The organism is Leisingera sp. ABD4_442 (assembly GCF_056160905.1).
In genome coordinates, this window is sequence record NZ_JBSWYB010000025.1 from 15,945 (window position 1) to 40,146 (window position 24,202).

The 24,202-nt window shown below is 62.4% G+C and carries 27 protein-coding genes and 1 other RNA gene; 14 read left to right on the top strand and 14 right to left on the bottom strand.

The features are described 5' to 3' along the window. Window positions 1-3 precede the first annotated feature (3 nt). On the bottom strand, window positions 4-237 hold the full coding sequence (locus ACXAHG_RS16510) for a sulfurtransferase TusA family protein (protein WP_475059028.1): 234 nt from the start codon (window positions 235-237) through the stop codon (window positions 4-6). Between the two features lie 94 nt (window positions 238-331). On the opposite strand from ACXAHG_RS16510, the gene ACXAHG_RS16515 reads away from it, so the two are divergent. The 3 genes from ACXAHG_RS16515 (at window position 332) to ACXAHG_RS16525 (ending at window position 3,796) form a co-directional block, all read left to right on the top strand. After that, window positions 332-1,084: a cytochrome c biogenesis CcdA family protein gene (locus ACXAHG_RS16515; RefSeq protein ID WP_475043584.1), complete on the top strand. Its 753-nt coding sequence runs from the start codon at window positions 332-334 to the stop codon at window positions 1,082-1,084. A 91-nt stretch (window positions 1,085-1,175) separates the two neighbouring features. Beyond that, a complete protein-coding gene (locus tag ACXAHG_RS16520; protein WP_475059031.1) occupies window positions 1,176-2,444 on the top strand; it encodes a hypothetical protein in 1,269 nt (422 codons plus the stop codon). Next, a complete protein-coding gene (locus ACXAHG_RS16525) occupies window positions 2,441-3,796 on the top strand; it encodes a cytochrome P450 (RefSeq protein ID WP_475059034.1) in 1,356 nt (451 codons plus the stop codon). The genes ACXAHG_RS16520 and ACXAHG_RS16525 overlap by 4 nt, the downstream gene beginning before the upstream one ends. Window positions 3,797-3,844: 48 nt before the next feature. Here the strand turns inward: ACXAHG_RS16525 and ACXAHG_RS16530 are convergent, their stop codons facing one another. The 4 genes from ACXAHG_RS16530 to fumC are packed head-to-tail and all read right to left on the bottom strand — an operon-like array spanning window position 3,845 to window position 5,881. Further along, window positions 3,845-4,072, bottom strand: coding sequence for an N-(5'-phosphoribosyl)anthranilate isomerase (locus ACXAHG_RS16530; RefSeq protein ID WP_475059037.1), 228 nt, complete (start codon window positions 4,070-4,072; stop codon window positions 3,845-3,847). Between the two features lie 23 nt (window positions 4,073-4,095). Next, entirely contained in the window at window positions 4,096-4,314 is a 219-nt protein-coding gene (locus ACXAHG_RS16535) for a ribbon-helix-helix domain-containing protein (protein WP_475059040.1), read from the bottom strand. Further along, window positions 4,311-4,487 carry a DUF4169 family protein gene (locus ACXAHG_RS16540; RefSeq protein ID WP_475059043.1) on the bottom strand — a complete coding sequence of 59 codons (177 nt, stop codon included), beginning with the start codon at window positions 4,485-4,487 and terminating at the stop codon, window positions 4,311-4,313. Before ACXAHG_RS16540 ends, ACXAHG_RS16535 begins: the two co-directional genes overlap by 4 nt. Then, window positions 4,487-5,881 (bottom strand): class II fumarate hydratase, encoded by a 1,395-nt coding sequence (gene fumC, locus ACXAHG_RS16545; protein ID WP_475059046.1) that lies wholly within the window; start codon window positions 5,879-5,881, stop codon window positions 4,487-4,489. Before fumC ends, ACXAHG_RS16540 begins: the two co-directional genes overlap by 1 nt. A 207-nt stretch (window positions 5,882-6,088) precedes the next feature. Here fumC and ACXAHG_RS16550 point away from each other — a divergent pair, with 207 nt between their 5' ends. After that, window positions 6,089-6,655, top strand: a complete 567-nt coding sequence (locus tag ACXAHG_RS16550) for a hypothetical protein (protein WP_475059048.1) — start codon at window positions 6,089-6,091, stop codon at window positions 6,653-6,655. A gap of 60 nt (window positions 6,656-6,715) precedes the next feature. On the opposite strand, the gene ACXAHG_RS16555 is transcribed toward ACXAHG_RS16550, so the two are convergent. The 8 genes from ACXAHG_RS16555 to ACXAHG_RS16590 all read right to left on the bottom strand — a co-directional run bounded on the left by ACXAHG_RS16555 (window position 6,716) and on the right by ACXAHG_RS16590 (window position 12,150). Beyond that, entirely contained in the window at window positions 6,716-7,189 is a 474-nt protein-coding gene (locus ACXAHG_RS16555; RefSeq protein WP_475043573.1) for an SspB family protein, read from the bottom strand. A 118-nt stretch (window positions 7,190-7,307) separates the two neighbouring features. Further along, entirely contained in the window at window positions 7,308-8,579 is a 1,272-nt protein-coding gene (chrA, locus tag ACXAHG_RS16560; RefSeq protein ID WP_475043572.1) for a chromate efflux transporter, read from the bottom strand. Then, on the bottom strand, window positions 8,576-9,388 hold the full coding sequence (locus ACXAHG_RS16565) for a chromate resistance protein ChrB domain-containing protein (RefSeq protein ID WP_475059051.1): 813 nt from the start codon (window positions 9,386-9,388) through the stop codon (window positions 8,576-8,578). Before ACXAHG_RS16565 ends, chrA begins: the two co-directional genes overlap by 4 nt. Before the next feature lie 133 nt (window positions 9,389-9,521). After that, on the bottom strand, window positions 9,522-10,094 hold the full coding sequence (locus ACXAHG_RS16570) for a nuclear transport factor 2 family protein (protein ID WP_475059054.1): 573 nt from the start codon (window positions 10,092-10,094) through the stop codon (window positions 9,522-9,524). Between the two features lie 2 nt (window positions 10,095-10,096). Next, a complete protein-coding gene (locus ACXAHG_RS16575) occupies window positions 10,097-10,540 on the bottom strand; it encodes an ester cyclase (protein ID WP_475059056.1) in 444 nt (147 codons plus the stop codon). Between the two features lie 140 nt (window positions 10,541-10,680). Further along, window positions 10,681-11,031, bottom strand: a transfer-messenger RNA (tmRNA) gene (gene ssrA, locus ACXAHG_RS16580). 124 nt (window positions 11,032-11,155) lie between these two features. Beyond that, window positions 11,156-11,386, bottom strand: a complete 231-nt coding sequence (locus ACXAHG_RS16585; RefSeq protein WP_475043566.1) for an aspartate aminotransferase — start codon at window positions 11,384-11,386, stop codon at window positions 11,156-11,158. 35 nt (window positions 11,387-11,421) lie between these two features. Next, window positions 11,422-12,150, bottom strand: coding sequence for a FadR/GntR family transcriptional regulator (locus ACXAHG_RS16590; protein ID WP_475043565.1), 729 nt, complete (start codon window positions 12,148-12,150; stop codon window positions 11,422-11,424). Window positions 12,151-12,275: 125 nt separating this feature from the next. Here ACXAHG_RS16590 and ACXAHG_RS16595 point away from each other — a divergent pair, with 125 nt between their 5' ends. From ACXAHG_RS16595 to ACXAHG_RS16615, 5 genes are all read left to right on the top strand, one after another. Then, window positions 12,276-13,046 carry a DUF2182 domain-containing protein gene (locus ACXAHG_RS16595; RefSeq protein WP_475059059.1) on the top strand — a complete coding sequence of 257 codons (771 nt, stop codon included), beginning with the start codon at window positions 12,276-12,278 and terminating at the stop codon, window positions 13,044-13,046. A gap of 15 nt (window positions 13,047-13,061) precedes the next feature. After that, entirely contained in the window at window positions 13,062-13,694 is a 633-nt protein-coding gene (locus ACXAHG_RS16600) for a DUF1326 domain-containing protein (RefSeq protein WP_475043562.1), read from the top strand. Between the two features lie 60 nt (window positions 13,695-13,754). Then, the gene (locus ACXAHG_RS16605; protein ID WP_475059062.1) at window positions 13,755-14,849 is read left to right on the top strand and encodes a dimethylsulfoniopropionate demethylase; all 1,095 of its coding nucleotides are present in this window, start codon (window positions 13,755-13,757) and stop codon (window positions 14,847-14,849) included. A gap of 100 nt (window positions 14,850-14,949) precedes the next feature. Further along, on the top strand, window positions 14,950-15,942 hold the full coding sequence (acuI, locus tag ACXAHG_RS16610) for an acryloyl-CoA reductase (protein ID WP_475059066.1): 993 nt from the start codon (window positions 14,950-14,952) through the stop codon (window positions 15,940-15,942). A gap of 318 nt (window positions 15,943-16,260) precedes the next feature. Continuing rightward, window positions 16,261-17,901 (top strand): BCCT family transporter, encoded by a 1,641-nt coding sequence (locus ACXAHG_RS16615; protein WP_475059068.1) that lies wholly within the window; start codon window positions 16,261-16,263, stop codon window positions 17,899-17,901. 53 nt (window positions 17,902-17,954) lie between these two features. Here ACXAHG_RS16615 and ACXAHG_RS16620 read toward each other — a convergent pair whose 3' ends face one another. Beyond that, window positions 17,955-18,335 (bottom strand): VOC family protein, encoded by a 381-nt coding sequence (locus ACXAHG_RS16620; protein ID WP_475059071.1) that lies wholly within the window; start codon window positions 18,333-18,335, stop codon window positions 17,955-17,957. 233 nt (window positions 18,336-18,568) lie between these two features. Here ACXAHG_RS16620 and ACXAHG_RS16625 point away from each other — a divergent pair, with 233 nt between their 5' ends. From ACXAHG_RS16625 to ACXAHG_RS16645, 5 genes are all read left to right on the top strand, one after another. Further along, a complete protein-coding gene (locus ACXAHG_RS16625) occupies window positions 18,569-19,792 on the top strand; it encodes an aminotransferase class V-fold PLP-dependent enzyme (RefSeq protein WP_475059073.1) in 1,224 nt (407 codons plus the stop codon). 24 nt (window positions 19,793-19,816) lie between these two features. Beyond that, a complete protein-coding gene (locus ACXAHG_RS16630) occupies window positions 19,817-21,238 on the top strand; it encodes a cryptochrome/photolyase family protein (RefSeq protein ID WP_475059075.1) in 1,422 nt (473 codons plus the stop codon). A gap of 82 nt (window positions 21,239-21,320) precedes the next feature. Then, window positions 21,321-22,526, top strand: coding sequence for a class I SAM-dependent methyltransferase (locus ACXAHG_RS16635; RefSeq protein WP_475059078.1), 1,206 nt, complete (start codon window positions 21,321-21,323; stop codon window positions 22,524-22,526). Window positions 22,527-22,555: 29 nt separating this feature from the next. Beyond that, window positions 22,556-22,996, top strand: a complete 441-nt coding sequence (locus ACXAHG_RS16640; RefSeq protein WP_475043549.1) for a TrgA family protein — start codon at window positions 22,556-22,558, stop codon at window positions 22,994-22,996. A gap of 29 nt (window positions 22,997-23,025) precedes the next feature. After that, window positions 23,026-24,150 (top strand): NUDIX domain-containing protein, encoded by a 1,125-nt coding sequence (locus ACXAHG_RS16645; RefSeq protein WP_475059080.1) that lies wholly within the window; start codon window positions 23,026-23,028, stop codon window positions 24,148-24,150. Window positions 24,151-24,202: the final 52 nt, after the last annotated feature.

A 24,202-nucleotide genomic window follows, 5' to 3' on the forward strand; every position in this document is an offset into this window, starting at 1 on the left:
GGTTTAGCCGCCTTTGCGGATCAGGTAGATCTGATGCCCTGCACCATCGCTGTGGCCCAGGAATTCATGTCCCGCTTCATTGCAGAAATGCGGCACGTCGATCACCGCAGCCGGATCATCCGCCAGCAATTGCAGCACATGGCCGGGCTGCAGGGATTTCAGCCGCTTGCGGGCCTTCAGGACGGGCAGGGGGCACAACAGCCCGATAGTGTCCAGGGTCTCTTTGATCTCGCTCATGGTTTTCAGATAAGCGTGATGTTTCATGCTGTCCACAAGGATGTGACCAGCCGCCCCCGTGACGCTGGCCTGCCGCTGACATAAGTGTTGGAACATGTTTGGAATCGAGATCATCGACGCAGGGCTGCTCCCTGCCATGCTGGTGGCGCTGCTGGGCGGCGTGATCAGTTTCCTATCCCCCTGCGTTCTGCCGATCGTGCCGCCGTATCTGGCCTATATGAGCGGCGTCACCATCGGCGAGATGCAGGGCACGGCGGCGGCGCGGCGAAAGGCGATAATCGCCGCGCTGTTTTTTGTGCTGGGGCTGTCAACGGTGTTCCTGCTGCTTGGCTTCACAGCCTCGGCCTTTGGCGCGTTTGTCCTGAAAAATCAGGAACTTTTTGCGCAAGTGTCGGGTGTTGTGGTGATCGTCTTCGGCCTGCATTTCCTGTCGGTGTTCCGCATTCCGCTTTTGGATCGCGAGGCCCGGATGGAAGCGGGCGAGTCCGGCGGGTCGGCGCTTGGCGCCTATGTGCTGGGGCTGGCCTTTGCCTTTGGCTGGACCCCCTGCATCGGGCCGCAGCTAGGGGCGATTCTGTCGCTGGCGGCTTCGGAGGCCTCCGTCAGCCGCGGCACCATCCTGCTGGGCGTTTATGCCGCGGGCCTGGGCGTGCCTTTCCTGCTGGCGGCGATGTTCCTCAACCGGTCGATGACGCTGATGAACAAGATGAAGCGCCACATGGGGCTGATCGAAAAGGTGATGGGCGGCCTGTTGCTGTTCGTCGGCATCATGCTGGTCACTGGCTTGTTCACCACCTTCTCCTGGTGGCTGCTGGAAACCTTCCCGGCGTTGGCGGCCCTGGGCTGAGACCGAAGCAAGCGAGGGGCCTTGGGGCCCCTTTTTCTTGGCGTTCTACGGCCTTACTCTTGCCGGATTGCGCTGATAGTCTGATCGCAGAATGACAAAGCAGGTCAGCGTGGATAAGAGCGGTTCCCATCCCCAGCAGGTGCGCAAGCGGCGGGTGTTCTACATCCCCGGCTATGACCCTATTCACCCGCGCCGCTACAGGGAGCTATACCGCAAAGAGGGTGCTGCACAGGCCCGGATCTCCGGCTACAGACTGACGCTGGCAGCCAAACAGGGCAAAGGCGCCTATGGCTGGCATGCCGCCGCGGAGATGGACGGGGCAACTTCCGAGGCGGATATTAACGTATTGGTCTGGTCCGATATCGTGCGCGGCAGTATGGAGGCCACGATTGCCGGCACCTACTGGCAGCTTATTCGCACCGCCTGGATCTATATCTCCACCGGCGCGCTCCGGCGGCTGATGCGGCTTCGCAAGGGGCCCGTGATTGCAGCGCTTTACCCGGTCGGAATGCTGCTGTTACAGGCCCTGCTGGCGCTGCTGCTGGCCTGGGGTTTGGCGCATGCCTTTACACTAGCGGCCGGCGCTGCCGGGCTGAGCGGCGTCGTTGCCTGGCTGATGGGCTGGGCCTTGGGTCTTGGCGCGGGCTATGCGCTGCTGCACTGGTTCAAGAAACGCGATGGCAGCTTCTTCGCCTACTACCTGATGCACGACTATGCTCATTCGGCTGCGTTCCGCGGCGCCATCCCGCCAGAAATGGAGGCCAGGATGGCCGAGTTTGGCGCTTTGATCCGTGGGGCCTTGCAGGACCGAAGCCTGGACGAAGTGCTGGTGGTCGGCCATTCCTCGGGTGCGCATTTGGGCGTGTCAGTACTGGCAGACCTGATCCGCGGCGGGTTGCCAGCAGACCGGCCGGCCCTTGGCTTTCTGACTTTGGGCCAGGTGGTGCCGATGGTGTCCTTCCTGCCGCGGGCGCAGCGTGTGCGGACTGATCTGAGATACCTGTGCCAGCGCGATGAAATCACCTGGGTGGATGTCACCGCACCGGGCGATGGTTGCGCCTTTGCCCTGTGTGATCCGGTGGCCGTCAGCGGCGTTGCACCCCAGGGCAAGCGCTGGCCGCTGGTGTTCTCAGCCGCCTTCACCCAGACCCTCAGCCCCGAACGCTGGAAGCAACTGCGCTGGCGCTTTTTCCGGCTGCATTTTCAGTATCTCTGCGCTTTTGACCGGCCTGGCGATTATGACTACTTCCGGATCACAGCCGGCCCGCTGACGCTGGCAGAGCGCTACAGGGACCGCAAACCTTCGCAGTCACGGATCGACGTGCCGGTGTCGAAATTTACGTCGGTGGCTGCGGAATGACGCAAGTGCTGCCGCCGAAACCGCCGGCGCGCCCCGACCGGGTGTCGCTCTGGCGCTATGTGAGGCTGTTCCGGCAGGACATCCTCTCGGCCCAGCCCGCGCGCCTCTACCGCGCCTGGATGGCCGAGTTCCGCACCCCGTTTTTCCGCTCTTTCCTAGTCAACCAGCCGGATCTGGTGAAGCTCTTGCTGAAGGAGCGTCCGGACGATTTCCCCAAGTCGGACCGCATTGCCGAGGGTCTGAAGCCCTTGCTCGGCAATTCCGTGTTCCTGACCAATGGCGAGGCCTGGAAGCGGCAACGGCGGATCATCGACCCGGCCTTTGAGGGCGGCAGGCTGAGGGACACCTTTCCGTCGATGCGGGCGGCGGCTGAGGCAGCGGTGGCGCGTCTTGAAGGGCGTCAGGGGCCTGTAGAGATCGAAGAGGAAACATCGCATGCAGCGGCGGACGTGATTTTCCGCACGCTGTTCTCAATCCCGATCGAACATGAGGTGGCCGGGCAGGTCTTTACCCGGTTCCGCGACTACCAGCGCAGCCAGCCGCTGCTGAACCTCGCGGCATTTGTGCCGCTGCCGCGCTGGATGCCGCGGTTCTTCCGCGGCGGCACCCGCCGGAATGCGGCGGAAATCCGGGCGCTGATCGCCCATCTGACGGCGGAGCGCATGGAGGCAATCAAAACGGGCACTGCACCCGATGATCTTGCGACCAAGATTATGACCACCAGTGACCGGGAAACCGGCAGTACTTTTGATGCGGCCGAGATGGTGGACCAGGTGGCTATCTTCTTCCTTGCGGGCCATGAAACCAGTGCCTCTGCCCTGGCCTGGGCGCTGTATCTGATGGCGCTGTACCCGGACTGGCAGGAGAAAGTGGCGGAAGAGGCGGCCGCGCTGGAGGATGACAGCTTTGCCGCGGTGTCAAAACTGAAGATCAGCCGCGATGTGTTCCGCGAAACCCTGCGGCTGTACCCGCCGGTTCCGATGATGGTGCGCGAGGCGGCCTGTCCGGAGCGCTTCCGGAACCGTGAGGTGCCGAAGGGCGCGCAGATGGTGCTGAGCCCCTGGCATCTGCACCGGCATGAGCGCCTGTGGGACAATCCAGACGGGTTTGATCCGGCCCGCTGGGGAACCGAGAACGGCAAGCAATGCCAGCGCGACGCCTATATTCCGTTTTCTGCGGGCGCGCGCGTCTGCACCGGGGCGGGGTTCGCCATGGTGGAGGGACCGCTGATCCTGTCGATGATCCTGCGGCGGTTCCGGATAGAGCCAGTAGCAGACAAGACGCCGGTGCCGGTGGCGCATCTGACGGTACGGTCGAAGAACGGGATTTGGCTGCAACTGATCACAAGGTAGCCAAGAAAATTCGAATTTTCTTGGCAAATTTCTTCGAAGAAATTTGCGTCACTGGATGATGCGCACAGCGTCCTGGTTGCAGAAAATGACGACCTGACCGGCGTTTTCCACCGCATGGAAACCACGGTGTTTCAATTCCTGCCGAAACCGGTCCCAGCCGAGCAGCCGCTCAATGTCGCGTTTCTGGCGGCGGACCACACCTCCCCTTGCCGCAGCATGGGACTGGAAAAGCTGCTGCAGCCAAGCATCGGCCGAAAGAGGAACTGGCATCGTCATTCCGCAAGTGTACGGGATCGTGGTTAATGTCCCCTTAACCGGCGCAGCACGAATAGCCGGATCGCGGAGGCCAGGCCACAGTCTTCGCCGCGGGTTTCATCAATTTCCGCTGCCAAGTCGTTGATTGCACGGTCTTCCTGTGCCGCGATCTCGCGGAAGGTGTCCCAGAATTCATCCTCCAAAGACACCGAGGTCCGGTGCCCGCGCAAGGTCAGGGAGTGTTTCTTGGGGCGGGCGTTCATTCGTCGCGCTTATGCTCGTCCAGCCGCTGCACGTCTTGAGCATTGCGCGCCTTGTCCAGGTCTTTCTCTGCCTTGGTTCGCCCGAAGGTCACGGCGTTCCGGTCAGCGCGGGCCTTTTTCTCGGCCCGCGCTTTTTCTTTTCTGTACCGGTTCAGATTGACCGGCTTGCCCATCAGTCCTTGGGCCCGATCATCTGCTCCGGCCGAACCACGGCGTCAAAGGTGGCCTCATCGACAAAGCCAAGCGCAATTGCTTCTTCCTTCAACGTGGTGCCGTTCTTATGCGCGGTCTTGGCGACCTTGGTGGCGTTGTCATAACCGATGGTGGGCGCCAGCGCGGTGACCAGCATCAGGGATTCCTTCATCAGCTTGTCTATGCGCGGCTCATTGGCCTGGATGCCGTTCAGCATCCGCTCGGTGAAGCTGTCCGCCGCATCGCCCAAAAGCTGGATCGACTGCAGGAGGTTGTAGGACATCATCGGGTTGTAGACGTTCAGCTCAAAGTGGCCCTGGGAGCCTGCAAATTTGATTGCAGCGTCATTGCCCATCACATGCGCTGCGACCTGGGTCAGCGCCTCTGCCTGGGTCGGGTTCACCTTGCCCGGCATGATCGAGGAGCCGGGCTCGTTTTCCGGCAGGATCAGCTCGCCCAGGCCAGAGCGCGGGCCGGAGCCAAGGAAGCGGATGTCATTGGCGATCTTGTAGCAGCTGCCCGCAATTGTCGCGAGCGCGCCGGACAGGAACACCATGGCGTCATGGGCGGCCAGCGCCTCGAACTTGTTCGGCGCGGTGACAAAGGGCAGGCCGGTGATTTCGGCCATATTGGCAGCGACCTTTTCGCCCCAGCCTTTCTGGGTGTTCAGGCCGGTGCCGACGGCGGTGCCGCCCTGCGCCAGCTCATAGATGCCGGGCATCGCCGCCTCGACCCGCGCCAGGCCTTGGCGGATCTGATGCGCGTAGCCGCCGAACTCCTGGCCCAGGGTCAGCGGTGTGGCGTCCTGAGTGTGGGTGCGGCCGATCTTGATGATGTCCTTGAACTCCGCCGCCTTGGCTTCCAGCCCTTCGGCCAGCTTTGTCAGACCCGGCACCAGAACGTCGCGCACGGACATCGCGGTGGCGATATGCATGGCAGTGGGGAAGGTGTCGTTGGAAGACTGACCCATGTTGCAGTGATCGTTCGGATGCACCGGGTCTTTGGAACCAATGACGCCGCCCAGGATCTCAATCGCGCGGTTCGCGATAACCTCGTTGGAGTTCATGTTGGACTGGGTGCCGGAACCGGTCTGCCAGACCACGAGCGGAAAGTTGTCGTCGAACTTGCCTGCGACCACTTCGCTGGCCGCCTGAATGACCGCGTCACCAATTTCTGCGTCCAGCTTGCCCGATTCCTTGTTGGCCATGGCACAGGCCTGCTTGATCACGCCCAGTGCGCGCACAATGGCGACTGGCTGCTTTTCCCAGCCAATGGGGAAATTCATGATTGAGCGCTGGGTTTGCGCGCCCCAGTATTTCTCTGCCGGGACTTCAAGCGGGCCAAAACTGTCGGTTTCGGTGCGGGTTGCGGACATCCGTCTGTTTCTCCGTTGAGTATGCGATTGTATGCCGTTTAGCCTGTGCCGGAATGCGGCGCAATTGGCCAGTTGCGCGCAGCATAGCCAAAAGGACCGCAAGGTATAGTGTCGAATTGGCGCAATCCGAACCGTGCCATTGCCTTGATCCATGCTATGCTTACAGTGCGGGGGATGGGCGATTCAGTATCCGGAAAGGAAAACAACGTGCCAATCCGCTTGTGTCCTGATCTGCCCGTGAAACTACTGGCACCGCTGCTGCTGGCAGGGGCTTTGCTTCTGGCCGGTGCGATGCCGGGGCTTGCGGCCAGTATCGCGCAGTTCACCGGCGCGTACTCCGGCAGTGTCGATATCGTCAAGGCCGACGGCGACACCGACCCCCGCGACATGAGTGTCGTCATCCGCGAGATGAAAAAGGGCTTCACGATCAAGTGGACATCGACCACGGAAAAAGATGACGGCCGCAAAAAGACCAAGACCTATGAAATCGAGTTCCAGAAAAGCGGCCGGAACGGTGTCTATTCCGCCGCGATGACCCGCAATGTGTTTGGCCATTCGGTGCCGCTCAACCCGATGGAGGGCGAACCCTTTGTCTGGGGGCGCATCACTGGCGACACGCTCACCGTGTTCTCGCTGTTTATCCATCCAAACGGCGACTACGAGATGCAGCAGTACGACCGGACCCTGGCCGATGGCGGGCTGGACCTCGTCTATATTTCCCGGCTGAACGGCGAGCCGCGCCGCCGGCTGGAAACCTTTCTCGCCCGGGAGTAAGCAGCATAGAAAAAGGCAGCCCGGCGGGCTGCCTGCAAGCCGCGGCGAGACAGCTTTGGCTTATTTACGGAAACTGTCGAGCGAGACGACGTCTGCGTCTTTCTTAGGTTCCGGCTGTTCCTCGGCGCTGTCCAATTCTTCAGCCGCATCCGGCACGGCCGAATAACCTTCGGCCTCCTCCTCGGCGCTTTCAAAACGCAGCCCGAATTCAACCGAAGGATCCACGAAAGTTCGGATCGCGTCATAGGGAATATAAAGCGGCTCCGGCGAGTCGCCGAAGTTCAGCGTGACTGCAAATCCGTCTTCATCGACGGTCAGATTGTCGAACCAATGCTGCATCACCACGGTCATTTCGCCAGGATAGCGGTCGGACAGCCAATCCGCCAGTTCCACGTCCGGGTGGGCGGTGTCGAAGGTGATGAAAAAGTGATGGTTGCCGGGCAAGCCATTCTCAGAAACGTCCTGCAGCACGGTCCGGATCAGGCCGCGCATGGCAGAGTGCATCAGGTTGCCATAGTCGATTTCACGGGACATGCAGTCACCCTTTGTTCATTTGCTGTTAAGCATAAGAGATTCTGCCGGAAACAAAAGGGCAGCCTTCTGGGCAGTTAAATTATTTTTGCCGCAGTGCGGGTCTGCCGGTCTGCCTCAGTCAGCTGATTGCAAACGGGAATTCCGCAATCGCCAATCCGCTTGCGGCCATGATCGCCAGCAGCAGCAGCATATTGCCGCGCACGGCCCAGGCGGCCAGCGGTGCGGCCAGCACCAGCGCTGCAGCAGCGCTGTTGAGGCTGCTCCAGACCGGCAGCGGAACATGCAGGATACCGGCCTCGAACACGCCAGTTTCTGCAAAGGCCACATGGATCAGAAACCACACCGAAAGATTCAGGATGACGCCGGCAACAGTGGCGGTCACCGCTTTCAGCGCCATGCCAAGCCGGGGGTGAGCCGCGATGCGTTCGACAAAGGGGGCGGCAGCAAAGATCCACAGGAAGCAGGGCATGAAGGTGGCCCAAAGCGCCACAGCGCCCGCGGCCATGAACTGGCTGAAGCCGCCGTCCAGAAGACCTGCCAGCATGGCAACAAACTGGGTGACCAGAATCAGCGGGCCCGGCGTGGTCTCCGCCAGCCCCAGCGCGTCGATCATCTGGCCTGCGCTGATCCAGCCGAACTGGCTGACAACCGTCTGGCTCATATAGGCCAGCACTGCATAGGCGCCGCCAAAGGTGACCACCGCCAGCTTGGAGAAGAACCAGCCGACATCTGCCAGGAAGCCCGCGCCAGAAATGCTCAGCGCGGCCAGCGGCAGCAGCCACAGCGCGCCCCAAACCCCTATCGTGCGCAGGGTGCTGCCATTGCGGGCGGGCGGGTTCTGCAGGGGGGCGGGGCCGCTGGCGTCCTTGCGCATCAGGCCAAAGCAGGCGGCCGCAAGCACCACCAGCGGAAACGGCAGGTTGAACAGGAACAGCGCGGCGAATCCAAATCCGGCCAGCGCCCAGTCCAAACTGTGTTTCAGTGCCTTGCCTGCCAGCCGCCGCAGCGCCTGCAGGATGATAATAACCACAGCAGCCTTGACCCCAAGAAAGGCGGATTGAACCGCGGGCAGGGTGCCGTATTGCGCATAAAGCCAGACCAGCGCCGCAATCACTGCCGCCCCTGGCAGAACGAACAGCAAGCCCGCCAGCAATCCGCCGACGGTACCGCGCATCCGCCAGCCGGTATAGGTAGCCAGCTGCATCGCCTCTGGTCCCGGCAAGAGCATGCAAAAGGACAGCCCCCGCAGAAAGCTGTCCTCGCTCAGCCAGTGGCGGTCTTCCACCAGTTCCTTGTGCATGACTGCGATCTGCGCGGCCGGGCCGCCAAAGCTCAGCACCCCGATGCGCCCAAAGACGCGCAGCATCTCTGTCCAGCTGGGATTGCTCATGCTTTCCGGTCCGCCGGCCAGTTGTGGCCTTCCCCCTGGCCGTCCCGGGCCCAGCGGTAAAGGGCGTCATAAAGTGCCATGCCTGCCTCAAGCTGCTGATGGTCGTCCTTGTACTGGCGCGACAGCCCCACCGAGATGGCCAGAAGCCCCGCGGCCTCAGGGGCCAGTTCATGCCGGTTGGTGTCAGCGCCCCTCACAACACGGGCCAGGGCGTCCAGCGCCGGGGTCCTGAGGCCGAACTCATCCAGCATGGTGTCAAAGGTGCACAATTCACCGCGGTGCGACCAGAAAACACCCTCGGTATCAAACGGCGTGGCACCGAACCGCTCGGCAACGCCTGCGACCTCAGCGGGAGAGACAAACAGAAACCGGGCGTCTGTATCCACAAAACGGCGGATCAGCCAGGGGCAGGCAATGCGGTCGATCTTGGGCCGGTGCCGTGTCACCCAAAGGGTGCTGCCGCCCGCAGGGGCGGGCAGGGCGCCGGCTGGTATGCGCGGCCCCTTGAAGGCGCGCCAGCCGTACATGCCGCCCTGCAGGTACTCCGCTCCGATCCCGTCATTGCGCAGCCAGGCGGCCACGCCCTGCGACAGCTTGAGGCCCTGCTGGCAGATCACCACGCAGCGGCGCCCCTTGATCCGGGCTTTGAGGCCGTCGATATCCGTATGAGGATGCCGGAAGGATCCGGGGATCAGGTAAGGATCTTCTGCAAAGTCTTCGCTGGTGCAGATATCTGCGAGTACTGGCGTATTCGGGGTGCCGATCAGGCGCAAGAGCTGGGCGGGGGTGATTTCATTCGGGGCAGCCATAAGCATGTCTCCTCGCGGGCAAGCAAGATTAACATGCGAACCTTGGGCTGTCGCCTCACGGGGCGTTCGCGGAGGACCCCATACCCCTTAGAACCCTATTGCCTGCTGGATTGTCAAGCACCGGGGCGCCGGGTTACTTCAGCCGCTCGCCCGTCATGCAGATTGCCAGGGCTTCGGGTGGCAACTGGCCAAGCTTTTCGAACATGCGGAAGTAGTCCATGTTGGAATGCAGTTCCGTGATCTTGCCATCCTGAACCTGCGCCAGGATTTGACCGGAGATCTGAAAAGGCGCGCCGTCCCTCGGATCACTGGTGCTGACAAGCAGCCGCACGGACACCCATTCGGCGGTTTCCATCGCATGGGTGAAGGTCACGCGGAGCGGACCCAGCAGATTGCGCAGGGCTGAGACCACTTCGCCGTAATCGCATTCAGGCTCGGCCAGCGCCGAAACCGCGCCGCTGATCACCGTGGCCGGGGTCATAACTTCTGCAACCGCATCCATGTTGCCTTTGCACCAAACTTCTTCGAACCAATAGTGCAGCAGGCGGGTCAGCGGCATGTCCGGTGCGGCCGCCGGATCATAGGGCGCGGCCATGGCAGGCTGACGCATCCCGGGCAGCTTCTGATGGCTTTCTTCGGGCTGCCGGCGGCGCGGCGACACCTGGGCGGTTTGGACGGATTGCGGGGAGGTGAGAGTCTTGGTCATTGTCAGCGCCACATCAAGCCTTGCCCGGTCAGGCAGGCGGCAATTGTGTCCGGGGGCAGCTGGCCAAGCTGCTCGAACAGGGAAACATAGTCGAACTGGCTGAAGGTTTCTGCCATCTTGCCGTCTTCAAAGCGGATCATCACATGGCCCGTGGTGCTGACGGGTTGCCCGGTCGCGGCGCAATGGGCAGAAAATGCGGTTCTTGCCGCCAGCCAGCTGTTCTGCTCCACGCTGTGGGTGATGTGGATGCTGATTCGGTCCAGCCGGCTGCGCAGGGCGGTCACGAAATCCTCGAAATCCTCCCGGGACAGTTGCAGCGACGGCATCGCCCCGGTCGCCGTGGAACCAGACAAAAAGTAATCGTCAATTACACTTAGGTCGCCCTTGCTCCAGGCCTGGCTGTACCAGGATTGCAGTATTTCAGTTTTCGAATGTGAAGCAGTCACTGGCAATGGCGGTCTTTGTGCAAAGCGTTTTGTTTCGAGCCATAGCTGTATAAATGGCGCAGCCGGATTTGGAACCACCAAAACTAAAGTTTTAGCCGCAAGCCTGGCGGCGGGGGGCTGCGGTACCTGAAAAGGCGGGAAGTGCAGGTTTCTGTTGCCAGGTACCTGCGAACCCCGCCTTACGCGGCTAGGCGCAAGGGCTTAGATTTCGATTCCTCGAACTGCTTACGCAGCCAGAGCAACCGGAGCACGATTGTCGTTTGCAATTGTACTGTTTGGGCCGGTACGGTGGCACCCCGCCGAGACAAAGCAAAACCCCTTTAGACGTCCGTCGATCCTGTTTCGGCCCCATGATCCCCAAACGAAGGATTTTGGTGGAGCCGCCGGGTACCGCCCCCGGGTCCGATCCGCTTATTACGAGCGCGTTTATGTCCATAGTTCCGCAAGGGAACAGGGGTCATATAATCGGCTTCTGGCTGATTGCAAAGGGGGAACCGGAATCCTGCGAGGATTCCGGCCAGTTTTCCGGCGCGGAAAACTGGCGCCTGCGGCAACCGGTGCGCCATAAATCCTCGCAGGATTTGTGGCCGTTTCCCGCGCCGGGAAACGGCGGTGCTAGCTTAGTATCCGGATCGGGGCGCTGTTACAGAAAACTACAACCTGCTCGCGGTTTTGAATGGCCTGGAAACCGCGGGCGCGGACTTCGGCCAGAAAGGCCTCCATCCCGGCATAGCGCTCGATGTCGCGGGTCTTGCGCCGCACGACCCCGCCGGTCTGCACCGCCTTGCAGGCGAAAATATCGCGCAGCCAGATGTCGGGTGAAAGGGCGGAACCGGGTTTGACCATGCCGCAGATGCTGACGGTTCATGGTTAACAAACTGTTATGACTTGGCCCGTGCCGCAAAAACGTCCGAGGCCAGCTTGCGGGTTTCGCTTTCCAGGTCCTGCAGCCCGGATGCGGCTGCGCCTCCGTTGCCAGCTTCGATTGCGTCGGCAATCCGGCTGTGGATTCCGGTGATCACTGCCCGGTCGCGGGCGGTGAAGGTGATCATGTTCATCAAGGGCTGCATCGCCTCCACCGCGCCGGCCAGCTGATAGGACAGCACTGGATTGCCAGCCCCGTCCACCAGAGCCCGGTGAAACGCCACGTCGGATGCGCAAAAGGCCACATCCGTCAACCCCGGCTGGCCCTGGCGGAAAATCTCCGCCCGCATTGTCGCCAGCTGATCCGCAGTCCGGCGTTCAGCCGACAGTGGCGCGCAGGCGCGCTCCAGCGCGTATCGTGCCTCGCAGGCAGTATCAAAGCTGACGGCGTTCATGCTCAAGAGCAACGTGGAGGTGGTGATCTGCTGTGAATAGGCGTCCTCAAAGCTGAGACGGTTCACAAAGGCCCCGCCCGAGGCGCCGCGCTGGGTGCGGATCAGCGACTGTGCCGCCAGCCGTTTCAGCGCTTCGCGGACTGTCGGGCGGGAGACCTGAAAGTGATCGGAAAGCTCCGCCTCCGACGGCAGCCGCTCGTCCACGTTCAGCTCGCCGGAAATGATGGCATCCTTGATCGCCTGGGCTATCTGAACCGAAAGATCGGCGGAACTGTTGGGGTCAATCTTCATGCCCGGGATCCTGACGCTGCGTTACGCCGGAGACGGCCCGGCGAGAAATCATTTGTCTGACATTTAAAAGTCTGACATTTAAAACTCAAGACGTGAGTCGCAGACCCTCTTACCCGGAGCGCGCCATGAAAGCCATTCTGGCACAACGGATCAGAACCATGGGAGGCTGGCATTGGCTGGGCCTGTTCGGGCTGATCCTGGGGGCGTGGATTCTTCTCTATGCGATGTCGGTGCCGGCCGACCTGCGCCAGGCGGGGGCCATCTACGGCCCTGATTTCTGGCGCGACTTCTGCACACTGACACCGGATGCGGCGGGTTTTGGCAAGATGCTGATGATGTGGGCGCTGATGTCGGCGGCGATGATGGCGCCGACCGCGCTGCCCGCCTTCGCCACCTATGAGGACCTGTCCCACACCGCGCCGGACACCAGTTTCACCCGGCTGGTGGGGGGGTATCTGGCCGTGTGGCTGGGCTTTTCAGCGCTGGCCGCCGTGCTGCAGCTGGAGCTGTTTCAGGCAGATCTGCTCACCGCATTTGGCGACAGCAACTCGCGCTACCTGTCGGCAGGGCTGCTGCTGGTCGCGGGCGGCTACCAGTTCTCGCCAGTCAAGGAGGCCTGCCTCAGCAAGTGCCGCCGCCCGCTGGTGTTCTTCATGCAGCACTGGGACGATGGCCCGCTGCGCAACGGGCTGCGGCTGGGACTGGTGTGCCTGGGCTGCTGCTGGGCGCTGATGCTGCTGGCATTCGCGGGCGGCACCATGAACATCGCCTTCATGGGACTGGCGACCGTGATCATGATTTTGGAAAAGCTGCCGGACCTTGGCCGCTTCATCACCAAACCGCTGGGTGCGGGGCTGGTGAGTGCGGCACTGGCGCTGGCAGCAGGAATTATCTGAGAGGGAGACTAAGACATGGCCTTGGACGGCGAAGTGGGCACCGTGCCCTGGACGATCAAAGGGGAACTGATCCTCAACTGCAATTGCACCGTGTTCTGCCCCTGTGTGGTGTCGCTGGGCAAGCACCCGCCGACCGAGGGCCATTGCCAGGCTTGGGCCGGGGTGCGTATCGACAGCGGCGAATACGGCGAAACCGACTTGTCCGGCCTGAACGTCGGCCTGTTCCTGGAGATCCCGGGAAACATGGGCCGCGGCAACTGGAAGGCGGCGGCCTATATCGACGACCGCGCCTCGGATGACGCCTATGACGCACTGGTTGCGATCTTCTCGGGCGCGGCGCGGGGCACCACCGGGCTGTTCTCGATGCTGGTGGGTGAATTTCTGGGCGCCGAACGGTCTCCGGTCAGCTTTGAAACCGAAGGCAAGGAACGCCGCCTCATGGTCGGCAAGAAGATCCAGGGCGCTGTGGTCCCGGTTGAGGGCAAGAACGGCAAGGATATCGTTGTCACAAACACTGAATACTGGATGGGCCCTGACATCACCGTCGCCACCGCCACCAAGGGCCGGGTGCGCGCCTTTGGCCGGGTCTGGGACTTCGATGGCCGCTCTGCCGAGATCTGCCAGATCGACTGGCACGGGCCGAAGTAATCAATGCTTGCAGGCCGGATCATCCCGGCCTGCCACCGACTGTTTCCGGAGACTGCCGCAATGGCACATATCTTCCCCTCGCGCCGCGTGCGCAGGACGCCCTTCAGCCCCGGCGTGGAGGCCGCGGGCGTCAAGGCCTATACCGTCTATAACCACACGCTGCTGGCCACTGTGTTTGACAGCCTGGAATACGACTGCGCTCATCTGAAGGAGCATGTCCAGGTCTGGGACGTGGCCTGCGAACGCCAGGTCAGCATCAAGGGCCCCGATGCGCTGCGGCTGATGAAAATGATCAGCCCGCGCGACATGGACAAGATGGCAGACGATCAATGCTATTATGTGCCGACCGTGGACCATAAGGGCGGTATGCTAAACGATCCGGTGGCAGTGAAACTGGCGGCGGATCACTACTGGCTGTCGCTGGCGGATGGCGACCTGCTGCAATTTGCGCTGGGGATCGCCATTGCCAAGGGGCTGGATGTGGAGATCGCCGAGCCTGACGTCTCGCCGCTGGCGGTGCAGGGGCCCAAGGCGGAGGACCTGATGGCCCGTGTCTTTGGCGAGGCAGTGCGCGGTATCCGCTTCTTCCGCTACAAGCGGCTGGCCTTTCAAGGGGTCGAGCTGGTGGTGGCGCGCTCCGGCTGGTCCAAGCAGGGCGGGTTTGAGGTCTATGTCGATGGCTCGGAATTGGGGATGCCGCTGTGGCATGCCTTGTTCGAGGCTGGCGAGGACATGCACGTGCGTGCAGGCTGTCCCAATACGATCGAGCGGATCGAAAGCGGGCTCTTGAGCTACGGCAATGACATGACCCGCGAAAACACGCCATATGAATGCGGCCTGGGCAAATTCTGCAATTCGCCTGAGGATTACATCGGCAAGGCTGCCCTGGCAGAGCAGGCCGAAAACGGCCCCGCCCGCCAGATCCGCCCGCTGGTGATCGGTGGCGAGATCCCGCCGTGTCTGGATGCCTGGCCGCTTTACGCGGCTGGGAAACAGGTGGGGCAGGTTGGCTCGGCCATATTCTCTCCCGAATTCGGGGTGAACGCGGCAATTGGCATGGTGGACCGGTCCCATTGGGCGCCGGGCACCGTGATGGAAGCAGAAACCCCGGCAGGGATGCGGCCCGTGACCGTGCAGGAGCGGTTCTGGCGCTAAGCGCAGGCGGGCAGGGGGCGCTGCCCCCGCCGCGGCAGGCCGCGGCTCCCCCGGGATATTTTTGGCAAGAGGAAAACACCTCTGGGAAAGGAAAGTTGAGATGTTCAATGCATTGGTCGTGAACAAGGACGAAGAGAGCGGCAAGACTTCTGCCGCGGTCCAGCTGATCGGCGTGGATCAGCTGCCCGAGGGCGAGGTGACCGTGGCGGTGGACTATTCCACTGTGAACTACAAGGACGGTCTGTGCATCGGGCCGGGCGGCGGGCTGGTACGCAAATACCCGCATGTGCCGGGCATCGACTTTGCCGGCACGGTCGAGGCGTCCAGCGATGATCGCTACAAGCCGGGCGACAAGGTGGTGCTGACCGGCTGGCGCGTGGGCGAGGCCCATTGGGGCGGCTACAGCCAAAAGGCCAATGTGCGCGCCGACTGGCTGGTGCCGCTGCCTGAGGGGCTGGACACCCGCCAGGCGATGGCCGTGGGTACCGCAGGCTTTACGGCGATGCTGGCGGTGATGGCGCTGGAGGATCACGGCCTGGAGCCGGGCCACGGTCCGGTTCTGGTCACAGGTGCCGCGGGCGGCGTCGGTTCGGTGGCCACCGCAATTCTGGCCAATCTCGGCTATGAGGTCGCCGGGGTGACCGGCCGCCCGGAAACGGCCGACTATCTGAAGTCGCTTGGCGCCACGCAGATCGTGCCCCGCGAGGAGATCAACGAGACCACCAAGCGCCCGCTGGAAAGCGAAACCTGGTCCGGCTGTGTGGACGCCGTCGGCGGCGCCATGCTGGCGCGGGTGCTGGGGCAGATGAAATACGGTGCTTCGGTCTCGGCTGTGGGTCTGGCGGGCGGTGCAGGGCTGCCGGCCACCGTCATTCCGTTCCTGCTGCGCGGTGTGAACCTGCTGGGCATCGACTCGGTGATGCAGCCCTACGCCAACCGCGTCCGCGCCTGGCAGCGCATTGCCAGCGATCTCCCCATGGATAAACTGGAGGCAATGATCCAGCCCGCGGTGCTGAGCGACCTGCCGCAACTGGGGACGGACATCCTCAAGGGCCAGGTCAAGGGCCGGGTGGTGGTGGACGTCAACGCCTGAGTTCCTATATAGTCAGTTATCAAATGGAAGACGCGCGGCACTCCCGCGCGTTTTTCTTTATGGTCCAGGCTTCGGCTTGGCCCCGGGATGCGGGCAGCGACGCCGCTGAGCAGTTTGGGCTTGCTCCGCCCCCGCCGGTGTCTGGCTGCATGTGCCGGAGGCCGGAAAAAACTGAAGCAGAGGTCAGGACGTCCGGGCGCAGACCCCCGGATGCCCCCCAATCCGCCCCTTGCACCGCAAGGGGGCCGGCCTGCTGCTTTCTTTGACCGCGCAAGCCCCGGCTTGCAAAGCAAATACGAGTAGGGAAGGAGGCCGTTAATGGCTGACGAAACCACAAACCAGGGTATCCCCGCCCCGGAGGGCGAAGCGGATATCATTGATACTGACTATGAGATCGGACAGGACAATATCGAGACGCAGATCGGCCCGTTCGGGGTCGATATCCACAACCCGGTGTTCCATGTCTCCGGCCTGGTCATCGTGGCCTTTGTGTTCTACGCGCTGGCGCTGCCGGAGCAGGCGGCGGGGTTTTTCAACTGGCTGCGCCCGGCCGTGACCAGCAGCTTTGACTGGTTTTTCTTCGGCGCGGCAGATCTCTTTGTGCTGTTCTGCCTGTTCCTGATTGTCTCGCCCTGGGGCAGCGTGCGCCTGGGCGGCAATGAAGCCACGCCGGACTACAATTACTTGGGCTGGTTTGCGATGCTTTTTGCGGCCGGCATGGGCATCGGGCTGATGTTCTATGGCGTCAGTGAGCCAATGAGCCATTACTCCACTGCATTCGGCGGCACGGCGGTTCCAGAAGGCGGCGGCGCCCGCACTGACTGGGCACCGCTGGGCGGTGCAGCCGGGGATCAAGCCGAAGTCGTGCGCCTGGGCATGGCCGCAACGATCTTTCACTGGGGGCTGCACCCCTGGGCGATCTACGCCATCGTCGCCCTGGCCCTTGCCTTGTTCACCTATAACAAGGGGCTGCCGCTGACCATCCGCTCTGCCTTTTACCCGCTGTTCGGCGAGCGCGTCTGGGGCTGGACCGGCCATGTGATCGACATCCTGGCGGTGTTTGCCACACTGTTCGGCCTTGCGACCTCTCTGGGCTTCGGGGCAACCCAGGCCAACGCAGGCTTGAATGAACTGTTCGGCGTGCCGACCGGTGCCACTACTGAGGTGATCCTGATTTCCGCCATCACAGCCGTTGCCCTGATCTCGGTCCTGCGCGGCCTGGATGGCGGCGTCAAGGTTCTGTCGGAGATCAACATGGGGCTGGCCTTCCTGCTGCTGGTCTTTGTTCTGCTGGCTGGCCCTACGCTGAACATCCTGACCGGCTTCTTTGCCAGCCTGATGGCCTATGCGGAATACCTGCCGGCGCTTGCCAACCCGTTCGGGCGGGAGGATGTGAACTTCAGCCAGGGCTGGACCGCCTTCTATTGGGCCTGGTGGATCAGCTGGTCGCCCTTTGTGGGCATGTTCATTGCACGTGTCAGCCGCGGCCGCACCGTGCGTGAGTTCGTGATCTGTGTACTGCTGATCCCCAGCCTGGTCTGCATCCTGTGGATGAGCGTTTTCGGAGGCACTGCGATTCAGCAGGTGGTTTCGGACGGGTTCACTGGCGCACAGGATGCCGCACTTGAGCTGAAGCTGTTCAAGATGCTGGGAGAGCTGCCGCTGGCCGGGATCACCTCCTTTATCGGGATTGTGCTGGTGATCGTCTTCTTTGTCACCTCGTCCGACTCCGGCTCATTGGTGATCGACACGATCACCGCGGGCGGCAAGGTGGACGCGCCGCTGCCGCAACGGGTGTTCTGGTGCATCTTCGAGGGCGCAGTGGCCATCGTGCTGCTGCTGGGCGGCGGCCTTGGGGCGCTGCAGGCGATGGTGATCTCTACCGGCCTGCCGTTCACGGTTGTTCTGCTGCTGATGTGCTGGGCAATTTTCCGCGGGCTCCAGACCGAAGCACGCTGAATCCTGCCCCCTGCGCGAGAGGCCCCGGTTTTTCACCGGGGCCTTTTGCCTTTTCAGCTGTTGTACTTGAAAAAACCCAGCGAATTGCCGTCCGGATCAGTGGCGTAAAAAAAACGACCGGGCGGAATTTCGATGGTCTCAGAGATCACTTTGCCGCCTGCATCCGTGACACGCTTCATGACGTCTTCCAGTTCACCCTCGGCGGTCAGATGCAGGGTGGGGCCGCGTCCGTCACCCGCGGGCTGTCCGGAGTAGAAATGCAGCGCGATGCCAGTGGCCTCATCGGCGGGTTTGAACATCGCAACAGGGTTTGGCCCGCTATTGTCGATGCTGAGCGCGGCCCCGGTCACTTTGGAATAAAAGGTTACTGCTGCATCCAGGTCGCTGACGGGCAGCTCGCCCCAGACCAGGAAATCCTTGGGGGTAAAGGCCATAACAAATCCTCCATGTTTGCCTGCCTGCAGTCTTGCACAGCCTCCTGACAGTTTCCGGCATGAGCGCAGTGCCGTGAAACGCGCTTCTCCGGCCCGTTTGCGCTTCTGCGTTCCTTGGAGTGATTCCGGCTTGCAGGACCGCGGGTGATCCCTCAATCCTTGTGCGGGAAGGCGGTGAGGCCCGGGAAGCTGCCAAACACCGGCGATACCCGTAGCTGAGGAGAGGCAACAGAATGACTGCATTGGATATTGATTTCGTCCGGACCCAGTTTCCGGCCTTCGAAGAACCCAGCCTGCAGGGGCAGGCGTTCTTTGAAAACGCGGGCGGATCCTACACCTGCCGCCAGGTTATTGACCGTCTCACCCGGTTCTACACCCAGCGCAAGGTGCAGCCTTATGCGCCTTACGAGGCTTCCCGCCTGGCCGGCGCCGAAATGGACGAGGCCCGGTCCCGGCTGGCCGCGCTGATGGGCGTCACAGCAGAGGAGCTGAGCTTTGGCCCTTCGACCACCCAGAACACCTATGTGCTGGCTCAGGCCTTCCGCCGGTTCATGAAGCCGGGGGAGGCGATCGTCGTCACCAACCAGGACCATGAGGCCAACAGCGGCCCCTGGCGCCGCCTGGCGGAAGAGGGGATCGAGATCCGCGAATGGCAGATTGACCCGCAGACTGGCCATCTGGACATTGCCCAGCTGGAAAACCTCCTGGATGAAAACGTGCGCCTGGTCTGCTTCCCGCATTGCTCCAACGTGGTGGGGGAGATCAACCCGGTCTCCGAGATCACCGCCCTGGCCCATGCCGCGGGTGCCTTTGTCTGCGTCGACGGGGTTTCCTATGCGGCGCACGGGCTGCCCGACCTGGACGCGCTGGGCGCTGATATCTACCTGTTCTCCTCTTACAAAACCTATGGCCCTCATCAGGGCATCATGGTGATCCGCAAAGCGCTGGGCGAGTTGCTGCCAAACCAGGCGCATTATTTCAACGCGGATGTGCTCTATAAACGCTTTACCCCGGCAGGCCCCGACCATGCCCAGGTAGCGGCCTCGGCCGGGATGGCGGATTACTTCGAGGCGCTGGCCGCGCACCACGGGCACAGCGGCACCGCTGCAGAAACCGGTGCCTTTGTCCACGACCTGATGCGCGCGCATGAAATCCAGCTGCTGCAGCCGCTCCTGGACGCGGTGAAGGACCGCAACGACATGCGGCTTTTGGGGCCTTCTGCCGCGGAAAACCGCGCGCCCACTGTTGCCGTGGCGCTGAACCGTGCCGCCGCCCCGGTGGCTGCGGCCCTGTCAGAATACGGCATCATGGCCGGCGGCGGTGATTTCTACGCCGTCCGGGCACTGGAGGCGATGGGCGTTGATCCAAACCAGGGCGTGCTGCGTATGAGCTTTACCCACTACACGTCCAAGGCAGAGGTGGCAAAGCTGATCGAGGTCTTGGACCGGGTTCTGTAACGCGGAGAGAACAAGGAAAACGGTATGAGCAGACGTCCGGTGATCTGGTGGATCCGGCGCGATCTTCGCCTGTGCGACAACCCGGCGCTGACGGCTGCTGCCGCCGGTGGTGCGCCTGTGCTGCCGGTCTATATCCTCGACGGGCAGGAGGAGGCGCTGGGCGCCGCGCCCAAGTTCCGCCTCGGCCTGGGGCTGGAGCATTTCGCGCGGGAACTGGAAAAGGCCGGATCGCGCCTGATCCTGCGCCGCGGCAAGGCGATGGAGGTGCTGCGGGAGCTTATCAGTGAAACCGGGGCAGGGGCTGTGCATTGGTCCCGCCTCTACGACCCGCAGGCCATCGCCCGCGACACTCAGGTCAAGCAGCTTCTGAAAGACCAGGGCATAGAGGCCAAATCCCACGGCGGACGCCTGCTGTTCGAACCCTGGACGGCAGAGACCAAGACCGGCGGCATGTTCAAGGTTTACACCCCGTTCTGGAAGGTGGTGCGGGGCCGCGATGTGGACAGCCTGCTGCCGGCTCCCGCCACTCTCCAGGCACCGGACAGCTGGCCAGCGAGCGCGGAACTGAAGGATTGGCACATGGCCGCCGCCATGCACCGGGGCGCGGATGTGGTGGCCCGCTATTGCCGCGTGGGCGAGGCCGCGGCACGGGACCGTCTGGACGAATTCCTGGAGAACGCGGTTAACGCCTACAAGTCCCGCCGAGACTTCCCGGGCGAGGACGCGACCTCCGGCCTGTCGGAAAACCTGGCCTGGGGCGAAATCAGCCCGCACCGCATGTGGCATCTGGGCCGTGCCGCGCTGGAGCGCGGCAGCCAGGGCGCAGAACACTTCCTGAAGGAAATCGTCTGGCGCGAGTTTGCCTATCACCTGATGTACAACTCGCCGCATATCCTGGCGGACAGCTGGCGCGGGGAGTGGCAGGCTTTTCCCTGGTCGCAGGATATCACACCGCAAGTGCAGGCCTGGCAGCGCGGCCAGACAGGCTATGGCTTCATCGATGCCGCCATGCGCGAGCTTTACGTGACGGGCAAGATGCACAACAGGTCCCGGATGATCGTGGCAAGTTTCCTGACCAAGCATCTGATGACGCACTGGAAAACCGGGATGGACTGGTTTGCGGACACACTGGTGGACTGGGACCCGGCCTCAAACGCCATGGGCTGGCAGTGGGTGGCGGGGTCCGGCCCCGATGCCGCCCCTTTCTTCAGGATCTTCAACCCCAGCGGCCAGCTGGAGAAATTCGACCCCGCAGGCATCTACACCCGCCGCTGGATCGCCGAGGGGCAGGGACAGCAGCCGCAGACAGCGCTGGACTTCTTTGACGCGGCGCCGCTGTCCTGGGCGCTCTCTCCAAGTGATGCGCGGGCCTGTGCCATGATTGATCTGAAGGCGGGCCGCGAACGCGCGCTCACGGCCTATCACGAAATGCGCCAGAACCGCTAACGCACAGTTTTCTTGCCAGAAAGCCCCCTGCGGCCTAGCTTTTTCCCTGTAGCACGTCCTTGCCGCATACAGGGGGAAGCGAATGAAGCTCACGTCCGTTGAGGGCCAGAAAGACCTGCCGCGCTATTTTCCGGCAGTATTTGCCAAGGTCAGGGCCATGGAGGTCGGGCAGCTGGATATCCATCTGCCGGACGGGCGCATATTTACGGCCAAAGGCCGTAATCCCGGCCCGGCGGCCGATCTGCATATTCATAACCCGGAGTGTTTCGCCCGGCTGATCCGCGAGGGCGATCTGGGCTTTTCCGATGCCTACCTCGAAGGCTGGTGGAGCACCTCCGACCTGCAGGCCTTTATGGATCTTGTGCATATGGGGGCCAATACCGTCTATGACGGCTTCCCAGGACAGGGGCTGGCGCGCGCCTATGAGCGTTTCCGCTTCTGGCTGCACCGCAATCATCGCAAGCAGGCGAAAAAGAACATCTCTTATCACTATGATCTGGGCAATGATTTCTACGGCCTGTGGCTGGACGACACGATGACCTATTCCAGCGCTCTGTTTCGCAGCGGCCAGGACAGCCTGGAGAAGGCGCAGACCGCCAAATATGCCTCCATGGTGGATCAGATGGGCGTGCAGCCCGGCGATCACGTTCTGGAAATCGGCTGCGGCTGGGGCGGCTTTGCCGAATATGCCGCCAAACAGCGCGGACTGCGTGTGACCGGCCTGACCATTAGTAAAGAACAGCTTAACTATGCCCGCCAACGTATGGAAAAGGCAGGGCTTTCCGACCGGGTGGAGCTGCGCCTCCAGGATTACCGTGACTGCCGCGGCCAGTTTGACGGCATCGCCTCCATTGAGATGTTCGAGGCGGTTGGCGAAAAATACTGGCCCGCCTATTTCAGCACCATCCGCGACCGGCTGAAGCCCGGAGGTAAGGCCACGCTGCAGATCATCACCGTTGCCGACCGCCGCTGGGAGATCTACCGTAAAGGTATTGATTTCATTCAGAAACATATCTTTCCGGGCGGCATGCTGCCATCCCCAAAGATCCTGCGCGATCAGGTGGAGCGGGCAGGCCTGGGAGTCGTGCGCTCAATCGAATTCGGCGACAGCTACGACCAGACTCTGCGGCGCTGGCATGACACATTCAACGCCCGCTGGGACCAGATTGCCCGCATGGGCTTTGATGAACGTTTCCACAAGATGTGGAACTTTTACCTCACTTCCTGCGCCGCTGCCTTTAAGACTGGCAATTGCGACGTGACGCAGATTACAGTTGCTCATCGCTGATTGAACTGCCTGCACGGATCTGATCTGACATGCCCAACGGTGCCCGACTGACCGCCGCCATCTGCCTGGCACTGGTTGCGTTCTTCGTTTCTTTCCTGGTCATGCCGCTGATGCCCGAAGGCACCGATTTCGGCTATTTCGTGCATGTGAACGTGATCTTGGGCCTGCTCTGCGGCTGGATCTTCATGGGCAAGCGCGCCGGCCGCGGCCTGGTGCCCGCCATCAACAACGGGCTGACCGGCATGGTGGTCATGGTGCTGTGGGCGCTGTTCATCCAGGGCGCCTGGGAAATGTTCCGCCTTGCCATGCGCCACCGCTACGGCGGCCCGTTTGAGGCGCTGTCGCAGATTTTCGTCATTGCACTGGATTATTTCTTTGTTATCGCTGTGCCATCGGTGCTGGTGCCGCTGGTTGCCGGTGGTGTCCTGGCCGGGCTGGCGACCGAAAACGCCTCCCGCCGCTGGCGCTGAAAACATTCATTAACAACAGGTTGCATTCCGTGGCTGATCTTTTCTTCTTTGGCACGCTGCGCCATCGCCCCTTGCTTGAACTGGTGCTGGGCCGCAGCGGCCAGGCACTGAACGCCCAGGACGCGATCCTGCCGGGCCATGGGATCTATCAGGTGGTCGGGCAGCCCTTTCCCGCCATCGAAGCACGCGAGGATGCCACCGCGCAGGGGCTGCTGGTGCAGGACCTGTCGCAGGCCGATCTCGATGCGCTGAACTTTTATGAGGGCGGTTTCGGCTATGCGCTGAAACCCGTCCGGGTGGAGCTGGCCGATGGCGGCACCGCCCCGGCTGAGGTCTATTTCCCGGAGCCCGGCCTGTGGCAAACCGGGGCGCCCTGGGATCTGGCGGACTGGGTGGATCAATGGGGCGCGCTGTCCCTGCGCGCGGCCGGGGAGGTGATGGCGTATTTCGGCCGGATGAGCGCGGCGCAAGTGGCCCAGTCCTTCCCTGCAATCCGCCGCCGGGCCGCCTCCTGGCTGGAAGCTCAGGCGCGGCCTGCAGATCAGACGCGCGACCTGTCCAGGGATGTGGTCGTCCACAGCCATACCCGCGCTTACTTGAACTTCTTCGCGATGGAGGAAATGGACCTCCAATACCGCCGCTACGACGGCAGCCTCAGCCCGGTTGTCAATCGTGGCGCGGCGATGGCAGCCCATGCGGCTGTGGTATTGCCCTATGATCCGGTCCGCGACCAGGTTCTCCTGGTGGAGCAATTCCGCGCACCGGTCTTTATGGCCGGCGACACCCGCCCGTGGATGTGGGAACCGGTGGCGGGCCTGATCGATCCGGGCGAAACGGCTGAGGACACCGCGGTCCGCGAGGCGCAGGAAGAGGCCGGCGTCAGCGTTCTGCGGCTGGAACCGGTGGCGCAGGTTTATCCTTCCAGCGGCGCGCTGACTGAATTTGTTCACGTTTTCATCGGGATATCGGACCTTTCTGATATCAATGGAGGTGGCGGACTGGCGGGGGAAGGCGAGGATATCCGCAGCCGGATCCTCAGCTATGATGAGCTGATGAAGGGCGTGGACGGGCAGGTTTACCAGGACATGCCGCTGGTCACCGCAGCGCTGTGGCTGGCCCGGCACCGCGGGCGGCTGCGGCACAAGGGGTATTGAACGCTTCCCGCCTTGTGATCATCTGAACCCTTGGATACACCTTGGGGGAACG